This is a genomic window from Streptomyces sp. NBC_00669, from assembly GCF_036226785.1.
GTDB lineage: Bacteria > Actinomycetota > Actinomycetes > Streptomycetales > Streptomycetaceae > Actinacidiphila.
The window spans coordinates 6,219,383-6,235,716 of the sequence record NZ_CP109018.1 but is presented as its reverse complement, the minus strand read 5'-3'; the positions used below and the strand labels follow the sequence as shown (position 1 = coordinate 6,235,716).

Below are 16,334 nucleotides of genomic sequence, written 5' to 3'. Positions count from 1 at the left end.
CGGCGGATGCGTTCGGGCCGTCCAGGGCCGAGGGGCTGGTGGCCACCGGGTCACCTCTCCTTCTGTAGTACGGACAGAGCGGCGATCAGGGCGGACTGCTGACCGGCGGTGACGTCGTAGCCGTCCACGGGGGCGAGCCGGCGTTCGCGTTCACGGGACAGCAGCCCGGCGACAGCGTCGTCGAGCAGGGCACGGGCGGCGTCGCGCAGCCGGACGGCGGCCTGGGCACCGAGCGTTTCGGCCAGCCGTTCGCCCGCGGGCCGGCCGGACCTGCCGCCGAGCAGCACCGTGGCCAGGAGGGTGGCGACGTCCTCCGGGTCGGCGGCCGGCCGGTCGGCGGAGCGGGACGCCCGGGCTTCGGCGTAGGCGAGGTCCGTCAGGCCGCGCCTCCAGCGGCGTACGCCGTTGTCGATGCGGGCCGCGACGGCGACCCGGTCGCGGTCGGGGCGAGCGGTGGGTTCGTCGAGCAGGGCGGCACCTGCCGGCTCATGCCGCCACGCCTCGGCGACACGGTCGTCGGCCGCGTCGGTCTCGGTGCGCAGCAAGGCGGCCAGTTCCTCGGCCAGGGCGCGCTGCAGCGCGTCGGGGCCGCAGGCCGGATAGCCCTGCCAGTACGCGAGCGCCTCTCCGGCCAAGAGGCTGCCGGCCTCGACGGCGGCGGCGGCGCGGGCCGCGGCCTGTTCGTAGGCGTCCTCGGCGGCGCGGGTCAGCCGCTGTGCGGCGGCGTGCTGGGCGGCCGAGGCCGCGGCCAGGGCGGGCAGACGGCCGCGCAGCGAGTCGAGGGTGCCGACGGCGGTCCGGCGGGCGGCGTGCTGCCGGGCGGCCGGGTCCTCGGCGCAGTGTGCCAGCCAGGCGCGCAGCGCGGCGACGGTGGTCTGCGGCAGCAGCCCGGCTCCGGCGGCGGACTCGGGCAGTTCGGGGACGGTGAAGCGGGGCACGTCGCCAAGGCCGGCCTTGGTGAGCAGAGCGGCGTAGTGGCGGCTGATGTCGTCGGCGACCTGGTGCGGCACCCGGTCGAGGACGGTGGCGAGGGTGACGTCGTACTCCTTGGCGGCGCGCAGCAGGTGCCAGGGGAGGGCGTCGGCGTAGCGGGAGGCGGTGGTGACGAGAATCCAGATGTCGGCGGCGCAGATGAGTTCGGCGGCGAGTTCGCGGTTGTGGCTGACCAGGGAGTCGATGTCGGGGGCGTCGAGGAGGGCGAGGCCGCGGGGCAGGGAGTCGTCGGCCTCCAGGCGGAGTTCGGCCCGCTCGGACCCGTGGCGCTCGGCGTCGGAGCGGTCCTGGCCGTCCTCGTCCGCGCGGGAGCGCTGGCGCACTGACCAGATGCGGGTCAGTCCCGGGAGCACCCTCGGGTCCGCGAACCACGCCCGGTCCTCGGGATGGCAGACCAGCACCGGGGTGCGGGTGGTGGGCCGCAGCACTCCTGAGGGGCTGACGCGGCGGCCGACCAGCGAGTTGACCAAGGTGGACTTCCCGGCGCCCGTGGAGCCGCCGATGACCGCCAGGAGCGGTGCTTCCGGTGCCTTGAGTCGGGGGACGAGGTAGTCGTCGAGCTGGGTCAGCAGTTCCTGACGGGCTCGGCGGGCCCGGGCGGCCCCGGGCAGTGGGAAGGGGAAGCGTGCGGCGTCGACACCGTCACGCAGTGCGGACAGCGCATCGAGCAGCTCGGGCCGTACGTCCAAGATCACCACAATGGCACAATGCCCCACATTGGCGTGATTTCGAAGCCTATTCGAGACGATTTGCCCTATTCACGTCTTACGAGACCCCGATGGGACGCACGGGAGCCAGGGGGCGGAATGAGCCACCGGCATAACGAGTGCACAACAGCAGCATTTCGACCCGTCAAAAGCGATGCGGCTTCCGCGGCCACCTGGGATTATCGGACCGCTTCACCGAACCTCCACAACGTGTCACGCGGGTGAAGCACGCGGCAGCGGGTATCTGTCGCCCTATCCTTGACCCCGGTACGAGGTCACGGAACCACCCAGGGGCGGAGACAGCCGCGGCCACTGTCCGGCCCCCGTAGCTCAGTGGATAGAGCAGGTGCCTTCTAAGCACTTGGCCGCAGGTTCGAGTCCTGCCGGGGGCACCACACGGAAGGACCGAGGGGCGGCCACCAGCGGTCACCTTATCCTTCTTTTTCGCTTTTGCGGGGGTGTGGACTCCGGTGAATCGTTGCCGCGGATGGCTGGTTTCAGCCCCTGCGGCGGCTGTTGCCTCGGTTGCTCCGGCTACCTCCCGGATCATGCCGCCCGTGCGGCCGCCGGCTCACGATGTCGGCGGCGGTGACGCGGGCGTCCCCACTCCGGCGGACGGTCACCGGGAGAGGAAGTCGACGATCGCCGGCAGCGCGGTGGGGTCCTGGAACGGGAAGAGGTGCCCGCCGTCGAAAAGCCGCAGTTCGGCGTCAGGAACGGCCCGGGCGATGGCCTCGCTGTTGGCGACCGGCGCGATGCCGTCGTAGCGACCGGCGGCGACCAGCGTCGGGCAGGTGACCGCCGCGAGCCGGTCGTACACGTCGTGATCCGCCCGGGCACGCAACTGGAAGTCCTCGCCCCGCCGTATCCGGTCCGGCTTGTCCGACGTCAGCCGACCGCGCATCGGGGCGACCAGAGCGCGGTCGCCAGGGTGGCCGGCCAGCCATTCGGCGGTGAAGCGGGTGTCGAGGAGGCGCGCGTACCGGGTCTCCCGCTCGCCCGGGAGGAGTTGGCCCAGCGTGTGCAGCGGGAAGGAGGAGCCGCCGCGGCCGCCGGACGAAGTGCACAGCAGCGCCAGTCGCTCGACCCGGCCCGGTCGGGTGACGGCAAGTTCCTGGGCGACCATCCCGCCGAAGCTGAAGCCGAGCAGCCGGAACGTCGGCCAGCCGAGGTGGTCGGCGAGCGCCGCCGCGTCCGCACCGAGGTCGGCCATGCCGTACGGCCCGGCGGCGGGCGCCGACCGGCCCATGCCTCGCTGGTCGAAGGCGGCCACCTCGAAGTGGCTGGTCAGGGGGATGATCAGGGGCGCCGCCTCGGCGAGCGTCCCGCCGGACCCGTTGAGGAACAGCAGTCGCGGTCCCGTGCCCCTCACCTCGTAGTGGAGGGCGACTCCGTCAAGGTCGGCGGTGGCCATCGCGTCAGCTCCTGTCCAGTCCGTTCGCGGTCCGGTCCCGCTCCGGCGCCCGTCCGATCCCGGACCGGACCGGAACGGCCCCGGCCCGGCCCGGTCCCGGCTGCGGCGAGTCGTCGGGGGAATTCTCCCGCAGACCCAAGTCGCTCCGTGCGCAAGAGCGTTCACCGGCTCAGCTCGGATCAGGGGCCACCGCACAACTCGCCCCGTACACAGGCCGATTGACGCCCGATCGCCCGTAGGTCCGATGCCACCGCCGCGTTCCGGAACCGACGGTTCCCCCGCGGCTCGGGGCCGTCCGACTCCGGTGGCGGGTGAGGTCGACCGCGCGGCGCTCACGGGCAGTCGAACGACGGCCACTACCTGGCGTTCCTTATCAGCTTCGCCGTCATCTCGGCGTCGTGGGGCCGGCACCACCACGTCCACCGCGCCGTCGCCCCGTCGACGCGCCGCTGCGGTCGATCAACATGCTCTGGCTGCTGATGATCGTCCTGAACCCGCTCGCGACCAAGATGCTCACCACGGAGGATCACGACAGTGTCGCCACGCACGCCCTGCGCTTCGGGTTCTACGCACTCCTGCAGGTGATCGCCGGCCTCGCGCTGCTCGCGGCGACCTGCCGCCTGACCGAGCAGCACCTGCGCATAGGAGGCGCCCAGGCACCCTCCGGCCCGGGCGACGGCCGCGACCTGCACTGCGTCATCATCGGGTTCGCCCCTCTCGATCCCGGTCTTCTTCGCGACCACCTACGGATGGGTGCTCTGGATCATCTGCCCCTTCGTCGCCAACCGTCTCGGCTCCCGCGTCCGCGACCGCCAACGCGCCGGCCAGACGGCCTGATCCACGCACCGACCAGCGGCCGGAACCAGGCGCCGGCCGGCCCTCCCTCCCGGTGATCCCGGGGCCGCGGGGCCACGGTCACTGCGGAAGGGCGGGCCGGGTGCGTCCCCGCGGGGGTCAGGACCAGGCGGTGCCGCCGGCGTAGTCGGAGGCGAGTGCCGTGTTGATACCGGAGATGATCGGTGCGGACGTGGTGATGAAGCCGAGTTCGCGGTTCTTGTTGAGGGAGGCGCTGGAGAAGTTCTGGGAGCCGACGTCGACGGTGGCGGCGCTGGTGCCGTAGTCGGCGACGATCGCCTTGGCATGGATGTAGAGGGACGCGGTGTAGGCGTAGGTGCGGACGTGGACGCCGGCCGCGGTGAGGGCGTCGAACTCGTCGGCGTACTCGTTGTCGTCGTTGGTCATGGTGACCTCGACGTTCACGCCGCGCTTGGCGGCGTTCTCCAGCGCGGTGACGACGGTGGCGTAGCCCATCTCCTCGTTCTCCACCGACAGGCTGGTGGTGGCGCCGTTGATGATCGCCAGGATCTTCGACTGGGCGTCGGTGGGGCTCCACACCAGGTGGTCGCCGTCGGTGGGGGTGATCGCGGTGCCCGCGTAGTCGGCCTCGAAGACCTTCTCGATCGCCTTGACGTCGAGGGAGTTGTTCTCGATGACGGCGAAGTCGCGGCTGGTGGAGTAGTACTGGCTGGTCAGGTTGCCGCTCATGATGGCGGTGGTGGCGTCGTCGACCGTGAGGGTCTTCTGGTGGGTGGCGGCGTAGCTGGTGGAGGCCCAGTGGGTCGGCACGCCGTTGGCGTTGAGATAGGTGTACGCCGCGGTGTTGTTGGACTTCTCCAGGTTCTGGTCGAGGATCACCCGGACCGTCACCCCGCGGGCCGCGGCCGCGGCGAGGTCGTGCTCGGCGGTGGTGTCGGTCAGTTCGTACATCGTGAGGTCGATGCTGGTCGTCGCCGAGCCGATCAGGTCGTAGATGGCGCCGTAACCGGCGGACGGCTCGGTGACCAGGGTGTACGTGACCGCCGAGGGGCTGGCGGCGGCCGGTCCGGCGGCCGCTGTCGTCGTGGCGGCTCCGGTCGCGCCGGCCCGGTTCGTGGCGGCTCCGGTCGTGGCGGCTCCGGCGGTTCCTGCCGTGCCGTCGGCGCCGGCCGCTCCCGCGACCAGGGCGGCGGCCGCGAGCAGGCAGGCGGGACGGATGTGCGGGCGGGACATGCGCACCTCGCGTGGGGGTTGTCCGATATGACATGTACAGGACATCACGAGTCCTCGCGGTGATCACCACAGCCCAGGCGAAATCCTGGACTCGGCTTGGCAAAGTTCGTCGCCCCGGCTCCGCCCCTGACGCCATCTCCGCCGCCGCCCCGGCTCACGTCGCGGCCCCGTACCGCTGCGCCCAGTCTGCGCCGAAGTCGTCCCGTCGGCAGGGGCGTTGGGCCCCGGTTCCGGAGTGATCCGGATACGCCCCCGGGGCCGACGCGCTACGGCGTGCGGAACCCGGCGCGGTACTCCCGCGGCGGCAGCCCCTTGAACTGGCGGAACCTGCGGTTGAAGTTGGCGAGGTTGGCGTAGCCGCAGTCAGCGGCGATGTCGGCGATCCGCCGGTCGGTGTCGCGCAGCAGATGGCAGGCCACCTCGATCCGCAGGCGGTTGAGGTAGTCGGTGAGGGTCATGCCGGTGGTGCGGCGGAAGAAGCGGCTCACCGACGTGGGTGACATGTGGGCGGCCCCGGCGATCTCGTCCAGGCCGATCGGGCGGGTGTAGCACGCGTGCAGCAGCCGCACGATCGCGTCGACACGGTCGCCCGAGGCGCGATTGAGGGCGGGCACGTGCCGGGCGCCGGCCAGCGGGATCGCCGGCTCGCGGGTGGACAGGTCGACGAGGAGGCGAAGCAGCGCGAGGGTGCGCTCTGGTGGCGGGAGGGTGGGCAGGGCGGTGAGACCAGTGGGATCGAACGGTTCGGTCCGCCCGCCAGGCCCGGCCGGCTCCACCCGCTCGGCCGGCGCGGCCGATCGCGACGGGAAGTGGAGCCCGCGGGCGGCCCGTTCGAGCAACCGCGCCACATCGGCGAACTCGGGGCGGTCGAAGAGGTCGGGCCCGAGGAAGTCCCGCCGGAACTGCGCGACGACCGCCTCCTGCCCGACCGGCCCGACCGGTCCGACCCGCCCGACCTGCCCGGGCGTCGAGACGTACGTATGCGGCATCTCCGGGCCGATCAGCGTCAAGTCGCCCGGCCCGTAAGGCTGTACGCAGTCACCGACGATGCGGGTGCCGTTGCCGCGCACGATCAGCGTCAACTCGTACTCGTGGTGGAAGTGCCACTGGAAGTCGAAGCGGGCTTCGCGGCGCGCGAAGAGCTTCCAGCTCAGGGGTGCGGTGGGGACGACGTACTCGAATACCGCGCGCATGCTACTCACATGCCCTTGTCGGCGTGCATCGGGACATCCGGCGGGCAGGAAAGTACCAGAACCGGCCATCTCAGGCGTGGCCCGGTCAGGCGCCGGACGGGAGCCTTGCCGCATGACGCCGACGCCCGAGGAAGACCTGAGCACTCCGTACGCCATCGAACCGGCCGCGGTCCGGCGGTTCCACGAGGAGGGCTTCGCCAAGCTGTCCGGCGCGTTTGCCGCCAGCACCGTCGAGGCATATGAACCGGAAATCACCGCCAAGGTAGTGGAGTTGAACACCCAGCACCTGCCGCTGGCCGAACGCGACACGTACGGCAAGGCGTTCCTCCAGGTCACCAACTTGTGGCAGCACAGCGCGAAGGTACGCGAGCTGGTCTTCTCGCGGCGACTGGCCGGCATCGCCGCCGCACTGCTCGGCGTTCCGTCGGTACGCCTCTACCACGACCAGGCGCTGTACAAGGAGCCCGGCGGCGGCATCACCCCGTGGCACGCCGACCAGTACTACTGGCCGCTGTCGAGCGACCGGACGGTGACCGTGTGGCTGCCGCTCCAGGAGACGCCCGCCGAGATGGGTCCGCTGTCGTTCGCGGCGGGCAGTCACCGCTTCGCGTTCGGCCGCGACCTGCCGATCAGCGACGACTCCGAACGCGCGCTGCGGCAGGCACTCGCCACGCAGGACTTCCCGGTGGAGGAAACGCCCTACCGCCTCGGCGACGCCAGCTTCCACGGCGGCTGGACCTTCCACCGGGCCGCCCCGAACCGCTCCGCGATCGCCCGTCGGGTGATGACCGTGATCTACATGGCCGCCGACATCACCGTGGCCGAGCCGACGAACGACTTCCAGCGATCCGACCTGGCCATGTGGCTGCCGGGCACGAAGGTGGGCGGCGTGCCTGGGTCACCGCTGAACCCGGTGCTCTACGGCTGAGCCGAGGCTCGGCCGCCCCGCGGGGCTGCGGGACACAGGGGCGGTAGCCGCCCGGGCCGCCGGGTGCGGCGCCGGTTCCGGAAGGCACCCGGTCAGGGGCGGACAGGGGCGCCGTTCGGGATGGGGCGCAACGAAGCCACGAAACGCCAATTTGTACACGATTGGATTATTTGACCTATTTACGGTGGTTTGTCGGATCGGTGACCGGGCACACCCCATTCGGCCCCCTCCCCGGCGGTGACCGACCGTAGCCCCGCGGGGTCGTAGTGCGAGGAGCTGGTGATCGATGTCCCCTTCCGTCTCCGCTTCCACCCCCGCGTCCATGCCCACACCCGCGCACACACCCGCTTCCCCGCGCGGCAGGCATCCGCACGACGACGCCCCCGACACCGCCGAGGCGTTCCGCCGCCTCGCCCGGCTGCCGGACGGCGCGTCCAAGGAACGGCTGCGCCAGGAGATCGCCACGGACTGGCTGCCGATGGCACACCGCCTGGCCGGCCGTTACCGCAACCGCGGCGAGTCGCTGGACGACCTGCGGCAGGTGGCCGCACTCGGCCTGGTCAAGGCCGTGAGCCGGTACGACCCGGCGCGCGGCACCGCCTTCGAGAGCTACGCGGTGCCGACCATAGACGGCGAGATCAAGCGGCACTTCCGCGACTGCATGTGGTCGGTGCACGTACCGCGCCGGGTGCAGGCACTACGGGCCCGGGTGCGGGCCGCGCACCAGGAACTGGCGCAGAGCCGACCGGGCCGGGAACCCACCGCGGCCGAGATCGCCGAGCACGCCGACCTCACCGAACAGGAAGCCGCCGCCGGCCTGGAGGCACTGGAGAGCTTCAGCTCGCTGTCGCTGGACGCGCAGTGCCGGCAGCCGATGGACAACGGGCCCATGTCACTGGCCGACACGCTGGGCGCCCCGGACCCCGCGCTCGACGTCGTCCTCGACCGCGAGGCGGTCAAGCCGCAGCTGTGCCGCCTGCCCGAACGCGAGCGTCACATCCTCTACCTCCGCTTCTTCCGCGGAATGACCCAGAGCATGATCGCCGACCAGCTCGGCATATCCCAGATGCACGTGTCACGACTGATCAGCCGGTCCTGTTCTGCGATCCGCGCGGAGGTCGTCGGAGCCGAGCTGGCCGTGGACGCGGCCGAGGATGAAGCCGGAGGCAGCGAAACCGACCGGGGTGTGACCGAATACGACCGGACGACCGCCCCGAAAGCCGACTCCCCGCCGCAGCGGCACGCCGCCTGACCGACCCGCACCACCCTCACAGGCCCTGGAACGAAGGGCGACCGCCCCACTCTCCGACGGAAACGCCACCCCGGCCCGTCTCGGCACCGCCGGCGCCGTGGACGAGTTCCGGCCGACGAGGAGCGTTCCTGCGGACCGTCGCGATCGCCTCCCCTTCCCCTCCTCTTCACCAGCGCATCTCCCCTCCCGCGAACCCGAACTCAGGTGAGCAGGAACGGGCATGGTTTGCCCGAAAGGGCTACGAGCGTGAATGAGCGGTGTGAGAAGGTGTGCGCCTGAGCTGCCCCCGGCAGGCTTCGAGCACCTGTCGGCATCGCGCTCGCCGCCGGGGCGATCGCGCGGGCGGTCATGGGCCACCCCGGCGAGCAAGCAAACGATGCGAGGGATCGTTGCGTATGGACTCCACACTGTCCGGGGCGACTTCGACAGCCCGGCGACGCAGACGGCTGACGAACCGCATCAAGGAGCACGTGCGGGACCTCAACGTGCAGCTCACGCTACTCAACCACCAGGTAGGCGCGCACCTGGACCTCCGAGACGCCGACCTGGAGTGCCTGGACCTGATCAGTCGGCACGGCCCGACAGGCCCGACGGCACTGGCCCGGCGCGCGGGGCTCCATCCGGCCACGCTCACCGGCGTGCTGGACCGGCTGGAACGCGGCGGGTGGGTGGTCCGCACCCCCAACCCGAGCGACCGCCGGGCGATACTCGTCCAAGTGATCAAGGAGAAGGAAGCCGAGATCGCATACCTCCTCTCCGGCCTCAGCCACGCCATGGACGACGTGTGCGCGGGGTACGACGACGATGAACTGGCGCTGATAGCCGATTTCCTGCTGCGCAGCGCCAAGGCGGGGCGGATCGCCACGGACGAGCTCACCGAAAGCTGACGCGCACCACCTCCCCCTTCCAAGCCCCGGCCCGGCCCCCGCACCGCAATTTCCAGCACCGGCGGTTCGACAAACGCCGTCGCGCGGGCGGCCGGGCCCGCCGATCCCCCTCGCGTCCACCGGCGCCACCCCACCGGCGATCCACGGCACCCACGCCGCCGCGCTGCCGCGCCCCCGCCCGCGCACCATCGCCCGACTGCCCCCGCCACCCCGCCGGCATCTTCGCCGACCTGGCCGGCAGCAGCGCCTCGTCCACCCTCCGACGACGATGGCCTTCCGCGATGCCACGCGGCCGCTGCGCCCAGCAGCTCATCTCGGCCGAGCCATCGGATGACCGCTGCTCGACCGCCGCCAACCACTCGCGGAACAAGGCGCGTTCGCCCTTCTTCTCCTCCCCCAGCATCCGTTCGCCCGAGCATCCGTCGGACGGCTCCCCAGTTCCGGACCGCCGCCACGCGGCCTCGCCCGCGCGGCGGAGACCCAACCGCCGCAAGGCGATCTCCGGTCCACCGTCGACCGTGGAGCCCACGGCCCGCCCCCGCCGCTTCCCGCCGAGCCGCCTTTGATCCCCGCGTGGTCGGCATGACAACACCGAACTGCACACTCTTGTTCATTACACCCTCTCTTCAAGCAGAATCAATCATCTACACTGACCGAAGTACGCGCACGACACCCGCCCGCGCACCACCGCGCCCCGCCCTGCCCGAGGAGCCCGCATGGCCGCCCCGTCCCTGACCACCACCGAGATCACCACCCAGCCCGACTGCTGGCAGCGCGCGGCCGACCTCGCCCCGGAGCAGTCCGGCAAGCTGCCGGCCCACGGCGAACGGGTCGCGGTCATCGGCTGCGGCACGTCCTGGTTCATGGCCCAGTCCTACGCCACCCTGCGCGAGAGCACCGGGCACGGCGAGACCGACGCCTTCGCCGCTTCCGAGTTCCCGCTCGGCCGCAGCTACGACCGGGTGCTCGCGATCACCCGCTCCGGCACGACCACCGAAGTACTCAGGGCCTGCGAGCAGTTGCTCGGCTCCACTCCGGTCACCGCCATCACCGCCGACCCGAAGACCCCGGTGATGCAGGCCGCCGACGAGATCGTCGTCCTCGACTTCGCCGACGAGCAGTCCGTGGTGCAGACCCGCTTCGCCACCACCGCGCTGGCCCTGCTCCGCGCCCACCTCGGTGAGGACCTCACCACCGCGATCGCCGATGCCCGCACCGCCGTCAGCGACGAACTGGCATCCGAGGCACTCGCCGCCGAGCAGATCACCTTCCTCGGCACCGGTTGGACCTACGGCCTGGCCCAGGAGGCCGCGCTGAAGATGCGCGAGGCCGCCGGCGCCTGGACCGAGGCATACCCGGCCATGGAGTACCGCCACGGTCCGATCAGCATCACCGGCCCCGGCCGCGTCGCCTGGTCCTTCGGCCCGCTGCCCGAGGGCCTGGCCGCGAACGTCGCCGCCGTCGGCGGTCACCTCGAGCACCGGCCCGCCGCCGACCCTCTGGCCGACCTGATCCGCGCCCAACGCCTCGCCGTCGCGATCGCCGAGGCCAAGGGCTACGACCCCGACCGCCCGCGCAACCTGACCCGCTCGGTCATCCTCTCGTGAGTCCCATCACCACCCACCTCCCTTCCACCGCTGACGATCCGTCCGATTCCGTCCGCACCCGCTCCGCACCTCCCGTCCGCCGCTCCCACGGCTGATCAACCCGCCCGAACCGTCGGCACGTTCCGTGCCGACCCACCGGTCCCCGCGCCGCCCAGGGGGACCCGGACCCCGAGGAAGCCCGCATGCCGACCGCCGCCACCGCCGAACTCGTCCTCGCCGCCCACGCGTCCGGTGGTGGCGTGGCCGCCTTCAACGTGATCACCCTGGAGCACGCCGAGGCGATCACCGCCGCCGCCGAGCAGACCGGCCTGCCCGTCATCCTCCAGATCAGCGAGAACGCCGTGAAGTTCCACGGCGGCCGCCTCGACGGTGTGCTCGCCGGCGCGGCTGCCGTCGCCGCAGCGGCATCCGTGCCCGTCTCCCTCCACCTGGACCACGTGGAGGACGAGGCGCTTCTCCGTGCCGGGGTCGCCGCCGGCGTGACCTCGGTGATGTTCGACGCGTCCGTCCTGCCCTACGAGCAGAACGTCAGCGCCACCGCCCGCATCACCGAGTTCGCCCACACCCACGGGGTGTGGGTGGAGGCCGAACTCGGCGAGGTCGGCGGCAAGGACGGCGCGCACGCCCCGGGAGTGCGCACCGACCCGGCGGAAGCGGCATCCTTCACCGCCGCCACTGGTGTGGACTCACTGGCCGTCGCGGTCGGCAGTTCGCACGCCATGACCGAGCGCACTGCCCACCTCGACCACGAACTCATCGGCCGGCTGCGCGAGTCCGTGGGCGTGCCGCTGGTCCTGCACGGCTCGTCCGGTGTGTCCGACGGCGAACTGCGGCGGGCGGTCGCCGCAGGAATGTCGAAGGTCAACATCGGCACGGCACTCAACATCGCCTTCACCACCGCCGTACGCGACCATCTCGCAGCCAACCCCACGGCGGTCGACCCGCGCCGCTACCTGCGCCCGGCACGCGACGCGATGACTGCCACCGCCGCCCACATGCTGCGAGTCGTGGCCGGCGAGCCCGAGCAGAAGGACTGAAGCGAACGAAGCGAGATCGTCCCGCACTCGAAGTCTCCCGCAACCTCGCCGACCCGAAACGATCCGCACCCGCGGTTGACTCGAACGAGTGACCGATAACAGTTCCGGTGTGATCAACACTTCAGTCGTACCTGCGGTGACCTGGGATGTCACCGTTACACGGGTTCCGTGTCACAGAAGATCAACAACCGCATGCGGTCGTCGCACCCCGTCGTTGACCGGACGAAGGTGCTGATCGACATCCCTGTCGCATGGAGGTTCTTCATGACCGATCGGACTCTGTGGTCGTACGCGGACATCGCAGCCCATATCCGCGTGCAGGTCGACACCGTGCGCTCCTACCGCAAACACGGGCACCTGCCGGACCCCGACGTGGTGCGGGGCGGGAAGCCCTTCTGGTACGCGGACACGATTCGGTCGTGGAGCGCCAGGCGCCCAGGCAACAGGGGACGCCGGGACCCCGGCTGAGCCCCACGGGACGGCCCGACCCGCGGCGGCAACAAGGACGCACCGCGCGCGGGCCGGGAAGAGGGCCGGGGGTGCGCCCCGGCCCGGACATGGCTACGTACCGCGCCCGGTCAGCGGACAGGAACTGTCATCCGCGTCATTGTCCGGGGGCGGCAGTGGGGAGGGCAGAATCTCCCTGCCCTCAGTCGGCACCGAGAGGGGCGGTGGTCGCTCGGGTGGGACGGGCACCGAGGAAGCCGCTGCGGCCGGTGTGGGGGGCGGGAGCGGGTTCGGGGCCAAGGTGCTGCCAGAACCACCGGCAACCGTCGCGACGCCGGCCGCACCGCCACCCACGCCGGCCACGAGGGACGCCGCCACGACAGGCGAGGGCCGGGCGGTTTCACCGCGCCTGCGGTCCCGGCCGCGCGAGACCCACTGGACGATCGTGCCGACCCCTGCGACCAGCAGGGATATGCCGAGTCCCAGGGAGAGCGCGTAGAACGAGTTCGAGGCGGCCCGACCGCTGATGTAGCCGGCCCCCACCGAATATGACGCCCACACCGCCTCCGCCACGCCCGCACCGATCGCGTACCGCCGAGCCGGATAGCGTACGACGCCCGCCGCCAGGCCGCCTATCACCCGGCCACTGGGCAGGAAGCGGACGCCTATGACGAAGGGCACCCCGTGTCGCTGAATGCGCAGGGCCGCCCATTTGAGGAGGGCCGCCTGGCGGGGCCGGCGGCGCATGCGTTGCAGCACCCGGCCGCTGAGCGCGCGTCCGGCGCGGTGCAGCAGCATGTCGCCGAGGACGGCGCTGCCCGCCACCACGAGAAGCACGAGGGCGATGTCCAGGCGGCCCTCAGCCGCCATCACACCGCCGGTGACGAGCAACACGGCGTTGGGTACGAGCGGCGGAGCCGTCGTCGCGGCCAGCAGCGCGTACGCCCAGAAGACGTTGCCACCCCGCAGGTGCTCGGCGAGACCTGAGGTGAAGTCCAATGACGACACGTTCAGTGCAACGTCCATATCACCGCCCCTCTTCCCACCCCCTGGAATCAACGCTGACAGCGGTTCCGGGGGCACGGCAAGCGGGTTTGGCGGTGTAGGGACACTTCTCCGCCGATTCCCCGGAAATCTCATCCTCGGGGCGCAGCGGTCCTACTCCTGTGGGTGGAGACGCTCGGTGAGGTGGCGGGATCGAGTTGGTGCGAGGAGCAGACGGCGCCGCCGAACACACCCGGGCGCCGGAGACGAGGCGGGGCCAGGGGGCCAGGCGCGCCGGCCCGGCAGGACCCAGACCAAGGGTCAGCGCCCGAGCAACTCGCCGCCGTTGCACTGGAGGATCTCCCCGGTGACGAAGCCCGCCTCCGGGGAGGCCAGGAAGAGCACTGCCGCCGCAACGTCCGCAGGCCGCCCGACCCGGCCGACCAGGGTGCGCCCGGCGCGCCGGGTCAGCTCGGCGTCGTTGAGCCGCGACCCGAAGAACTCGGTGCCCGCCACCGTCCCAGGAGCCACGATGTTGCACGTGACGCCCTGCGGACCGAGTTGGGCGGCCAGGGAGTGGTTCCAGGCGTGCAGAGCGGCCTTGGAGGCCCCGTAGGAGCCACCGCCGCGCAGTGCGGCGACCGAGGTCACCGTCACGACGCGGCCGCCGTCGGTGAAGCGGTCCCGCAACGACTCGGTGAGCAGCACCGCCGTCAGGACATTCCGCTCGAAGTCGCCGCGCCAGCGGGCCAGCAGCCCGTGCGGGCCGGCGCCGACCGCGAGCTCACGGCTGCCCGCACTGTTGACCAGGACGTCGACCCGCTCGGGCAGTTGCGACAGGACCGCCTCCACGTCGTCGGGATCGGCCAGATCGCAGACGACGGGGGTGACATCCAGGCCGCGTTCGGTACGCAACTCGTCCGCGGCGGCGTGCAGCACCTCGCGGCGGCGGCCGACGATCGTGACGCGGTGGCCGTCCTCCGCGAACCGGATCGCGATGGCCAGGCCGATGCCCGTGCCGCCACCGGTCACCACGATGTCCCGGACCGCTGTCCCGTTCTCTGCCATGTGCTCCGCCCCTCGAGGAGAAACAGCACGCTACGGGATCGCACTGGACCGGCAGCGCGCGGGGTAGCCTGCGAAAACACCTTCACCAAAGAGACGTAGATCACACCACTTGGAACGTAACCATTACGGTGTTTCGTGGGTCTTATGTCTTGAACACCGGCCCCCGGCGGAGCCGGTGCGGGGGGTTGAGGTACGGTCCGTCTTGGGGGATGGATCGAGTTGCGTCGCCGGGGCGACGCCGGGGAGCTTGAGCGGCCCTCCCGGCCCTATCGTCCCGGCTTGGCGCAGCCGCCGAAAAACGCCCGGTACGGACCCGTGGGGGGATCCGCTCCGGGAAACGGGAGCGCCCCGTGCCGGACCCGTGGGGGGATCCGTCGCGGGGCGCTCTCTTTGTGCGTGTGCCCAGGTCAGCGGGCCTCGACCGGGATGTAGTCGCGGGTGACGACACCGGTGTAGATCTGCCGCGGCCGACCGATGCGGGAGCCAGGCTCCTTGATCATCTCGTGCCACTGGGCGATCCAGCCGGGCAGCCGACCGAGCGCGAACAGCACGGTGAACATGCTGGTCGGGAAGCCCATCGCCCGGTAGATCAGGCCGGTGTAGAAGTCCACGTTGGGGTAGAGCTTGCGCGACACGAAGTAGTCGTCGCTGAGCGCGTGCTCTTCCAGCTTGAGCGCGATGTCCAGCAGCTCGTCGGACTTCCCGAGCGCCGAGAGGACGTCGTGCGCCGCCGCCTTGATGATCTTCGCCCGGGGGTCGAAGTTCTTGTAGACGCGGTGCCCGAAGCCCATCAGCTTCACGCCGTCTTCCTTGTTCTTCACCCGGCGGATGAAGGAGTCGACGTCGCCGCCCTCGGCCTTGATGCGCTCCAGCATCTCCAGCACCGACTGGTTCGCGCCACCGTGCAGCGGCCCCCACAGCGCGCTGATGCCGGCGGAGATCGAGGCGAACAGGTTGGCCTGCGAGGAGCCGACCAGCCGGACCGTGGACGTCGAGCAGTTCTGCTCGTGGTCGGCGTGGAGGATGAGCAGCTTGTCCAGGGCGCTGACCACGACCGGGTCGAGTTCGTACTCCTCGGCCGGGACGGAGAAGGTCATCCGCAGGAAGTTCTCGACGTAGCCCAGGTCGTTGCGCGGGTAGACCACCGGCTGGCCGACGGACTTCTTGTACGCGTACGCCGCGATGGTCGGCAGCTTGGCGAGCAGCCGGATCGTGGACAGGTCGCGCTGCTCGGGGTCGAACGGGTTGTGGCTGTCCTGGTAGAACGTCGACAGCGCGCTGACCACGGAGGACAGCATCGCCATCGGGTGGGCGTCCCTGGGGAAGCCGTCATAGAACCGTTTGACGTCCTCGTGCAGCAGGGTGTGCTGGGTGATCTGGCCCTGGAACTCCGAGAGCTGGTCGACGGTCGGCAGCTCACCGTTGATCAGCAGGTACGCGGTCTCCAGGAAGGAACCGCGTTCGGCGATCTGCTCGATCGGATACCCGCGGTAACGCAGGATGCCCTGCTCACCGTCGAGGAAGGTGATCGCGGACTTGTACGCCGCGGTGTTGCCGTAGCCGCTGTCCAGGGTGACCAGCCCGGTGTCGGCACGCAGCTTGCCGATGTCGAAGCCCTTGTCGCCGACGGTGCTGTCCACAACGGGGTAGCTGTATTCGCCGTCCCCGTACCGCAGTACTACAGAGTTGTCGCTCACGTCATTCCCTCACCGACGGTTTTGCCTCTTCTTCGAGGTGCCCTGACTAGGTCCACTGTCCCCCATTTGGC

The 16,334-nt window shown here is 70.9% G+C and carries 14 protein-coding genes and 1 tRNA gene; 8 read left to right on the top strand and 7 right to left on the bottom strand.

Going from position 1 to position 16,334, the window contains the following annotated elements; translation table 11 throughout:
- Positions 1-50: 50 nt before the first annotated feature.
- Positions 51-1,691 (bottom strand): dynamin family protein, encoded by a 1,641-nt coding sequence (locus OG896_RS26410; RefSeq protein WP_329369289.1) that lies wholly within the window; start codon positions 1,689-1,691, stop codon positions 51-53.
- A gap of 328 nt (positions 1,692-2,019) precedes the next feature.
- On the opposite strand from OG896_RS26410, the gene OG896_RS26405 reads away from it, so the two are divergent.
- Positions 2,020-2,095 (top strand) — tRNA-Arg (locus tag OG896_RS26405).
- Between the two features lie 224 nt (positions 2,096-2,319).
- On the opposite strand, the gene OG896_RS26400 is transcribed toward OG896_RS26405, so the two are convergent.
- Complete coding sequence (locus OG896_RS26400; RefSeq protein ID WP_329369287.1) at positions 2,320-3,114, bottom strand: alpha/beta fold hydrolase; 795 nt, start codon at positions 3,112-3,114, stop codon at positions 2,320-2,322.
- Between the two features lie 464 nt (positions 3,115-3,578).
- Here OG896_RS26400 and OG896_RS26395 point away from each other — a divergent pair, with 464 nt between their 5' ends.
- Positions 3,579-4,007, top strand: a complete 429-nt coding sequence (locus OG896_RS26395) for a hypothetical protein (protein WP_329369285.1) — start codon at positions 3,579-3,581, stop codon at positions 4,005-4,007.
- 61 nt (positions 4,008-4,068) lie between these two features.
- On the opposite strand, the gene OG896_RS26390 is transcribed toward OG896_RS26395, so the two are convergent.
- Both OG896_RS26390 and OG896_RS26385 read right to left on the bottom strand, forming a co-directional pair.
- A complete protein-coding gene (locus tag OG896_RS26390; protein WP_329369284.1) occupies positions 4,069-5,163 on the bottom strand; it encodes a phospholipase D-like domain-containing protein in 1,095 nt (364 codons plus the stop codon).
- Between the two features lie 266 nt (positions 5,164-5,429).
- Positions 5,430-6,356 carry an AraC family transcriptional regulator gene (locus tag OG896_RS26385; protein WP_329369283.1) on the bottom strand — a complete coding sequence of 309 codons (927 nt, stop codon included), beginning with the start codon at positions 6,354-6,356 and terminating at the stop codon, positions 5,430-5,432.
- Positions 6,357-6,468: 112 nt separating this feature from the next.
- On the opposite strand from OG896_RS26385, the gene OG896_RS26380 reads away from it, so the two are divergent.
- The 6 genes from OG896_RS26380 to OG896_RS26355 all read left to right on the top strand — a co-directional run bounded on the left by OG896_RS26380 (position 6,469) and on the right by OG896_RS26355 (position 12,535).
- Entirely contained in the window at positions 6,469-7,284 is an 816-nt protein-coding gene (locus OG896_RS26380) for a phytanoyl-CoA dioxygenase family protein (RefSeq protein ID WP_329369281.1), read from the top strand.
- Between the two features lie 322 nt (positions 7,285-7,606).
- Positions 7,607-8,536 carry a SigB/SigF/SigG family RNA polymerase sigma factor gene (locus OG896_RS26375; protein ID WP_329374291.1) on the top strand — a complete coding sequence of 310 codons (930 nt, stop codon included), beginning with the start codon at positions 7,607-7,609 and terminating at the stop codon, positions 8,534-8,536.
- Between the two features lie 395 nt (positions 8,537-8,931).
- Positions 8,932-9,423 (top strand): MarR family transcriptional regulator, encoded by a 492-nt coding sequence (locus tag OG896_RS26370; RefSeq protein WP_328464314.1) that lies wholly within the window; start codon positions 8,932-8,934, stop codon positions 9,421-9,423.
- A gap of 716 nt (positions 9,424-10,139) precedes the next feature.
- Entirely contained in the window at positions 10,140-11,030 is an 891-nt protein-coding gene (locus OG896_RS26365) for an SIS domain-containing protein (RefSeq protein WP_329369279.1), read from the top strand.
- Positions 11,031-11,212: 182 nt separating this feature from the next.
- Positions 11,213-12,067, top strand: coding sequence for a class II fructose-bisphosphate aldolase (locus tag OG896_RS26360; RefSeq protein ID WP_329369277.1), 855 nt, complete (start codon positions 11,213-11,215; stop codon positions 12,065-12,067).
- 264 nt (positions 12,068-12,331) lie between these two features.
- On the top strand, positions 12,332-12,535 hold the full coding sequence (locus tag OG896_RS26355; protein WP_328464320.1) for a MarR family transcriptional regulator: 204 nt from the start codon (positions 12,332-12,334) through the stop codon (positions 12,533-12,535).
- Between the two features lie 93 nt (positions 12,536-12,628).
- Here the strand turns inward: OG896_RS26355 and OG896_RS26350 are convergent, their stop codons facing one another.
- From OG896_RS26350 to OG896_RS26340, 3 genes are all read right to left on the bottom strand, one after another.
- Positions 12,629-13,540 (bottom strand): DedA family protein, encoded by a 912-nt coding sequence (locus tag OG896_RS26350; protein ID WP_329369276.1) that lies wholly within the window; start codon positions 13,538-13,540, stop codon positions 12,629-12,631.
- 279 nt (positions 13,541-13,819) lie between these two features.
- On the bottom strand, positions 13,820-14,566 hold the full coding sequence (locus OG896_RS26345; protein ID WP_329369275.1) for an SDR family NAD(P)-dependent oxidoreductase: 747 nt from the start codon (positions 14,564-14,566) through the stop codon (positions 13,820-13,822).
- A 407-nt stretch (positions 14,567-14,973) separates the two neighbouring features.
- Positions 14,974-16,263, bottom strand: a complete 1,290-nt coding sequence (locus OG896_RS26340; RefSeq protein WP_329369273.1) for a citrate synthase — start codon at positions 16,261-16,263, stop codon at positions 14,974-14,976.
- Positions 16,264-16,334: the final 71 nt, after the last annotated feature.

Coding starts and splice junctions, on each gene's coding strand:
- OG896_RS26400 (WP_329369287.1), bottom strand. CDS start 3,114: ATGGCCACCGCCGACCTTGACGGAGTCGCCCTCCACTACGAGGTGAGG.
- OG896_RS26350 (WP_329369276.1), bottom strand. CDS start 13,540: ATGGACGTTGCACTGAACGTGTCGTCATTGGACTTCACCTCAGGTCTC.
- OG896_RS26375 (WP_329374291.1), top strand. CDS start 7,607: ATGCCCACACCCGCGCACACACCCGCTTCCCCGCGCGGCAGGCATCCG.
- OG896_RS26380 (WP_329369281.1), top strand. CDS start 6,469: ATGACGCCGACGCCCGAGGAAGACCTGAGCACTCCGTACGCCATCGAA.
- OG896_RS26355 (WP_328464320.1), top strand. CDS start 12,332: ATGACCGATCGGACTCTGTGGTCGTACGCGGACATCGCAGCCCATATC.
- OG896_RS26360 (WP_329369277.1), top strand. CDS start 11,213: ATGCCGACCGCCGCCACCGCCGAACTCGTCCTCGCCGCCCACGCGTCC.
- OG896_RS26395 (WP_329369285.1), top strand. CDS start 3,579: ATGCTCTGGCTGCTGATGATCGTCCTGAACCCGCTCGCGACCAAGATG.
- OG896_RS26365 (WP_329369279.1), top strand. CDS start 10,140: ATGGCCGCCCCGTCCCTGACCACCACCGAGATCACCACCCAGCCCGAC.
- OG896_RS26390 (WP_329369284.1), bottom strand. CDS start 5,163: ATGTCCCGCCCGCACATCCGTCCCGCCTGCCTGCTCGCGGCCGCCGCC.
- OG896_RS26385 (WP_329369283.1), bottom strand. CDS start 6,356: ATGCGCGCGGTATTCGAGTACGTCGTCCCCACCGCACCCCTGAGCTGG.
- OG896_RS26370 (WP_328464314.1), top strand. CDS start 8,932: ATGGACTCCACACTGTCCGGGGCGACTTCGACAGCCCGGCGACGCAGA.
- OG896_RS26345 (WP_329369275.1), bottom strand. CDS start 14,566: ATGGCAGAGAACGGGACAGCGGTCCGGGACATCGTGGTGACCGGTGGC.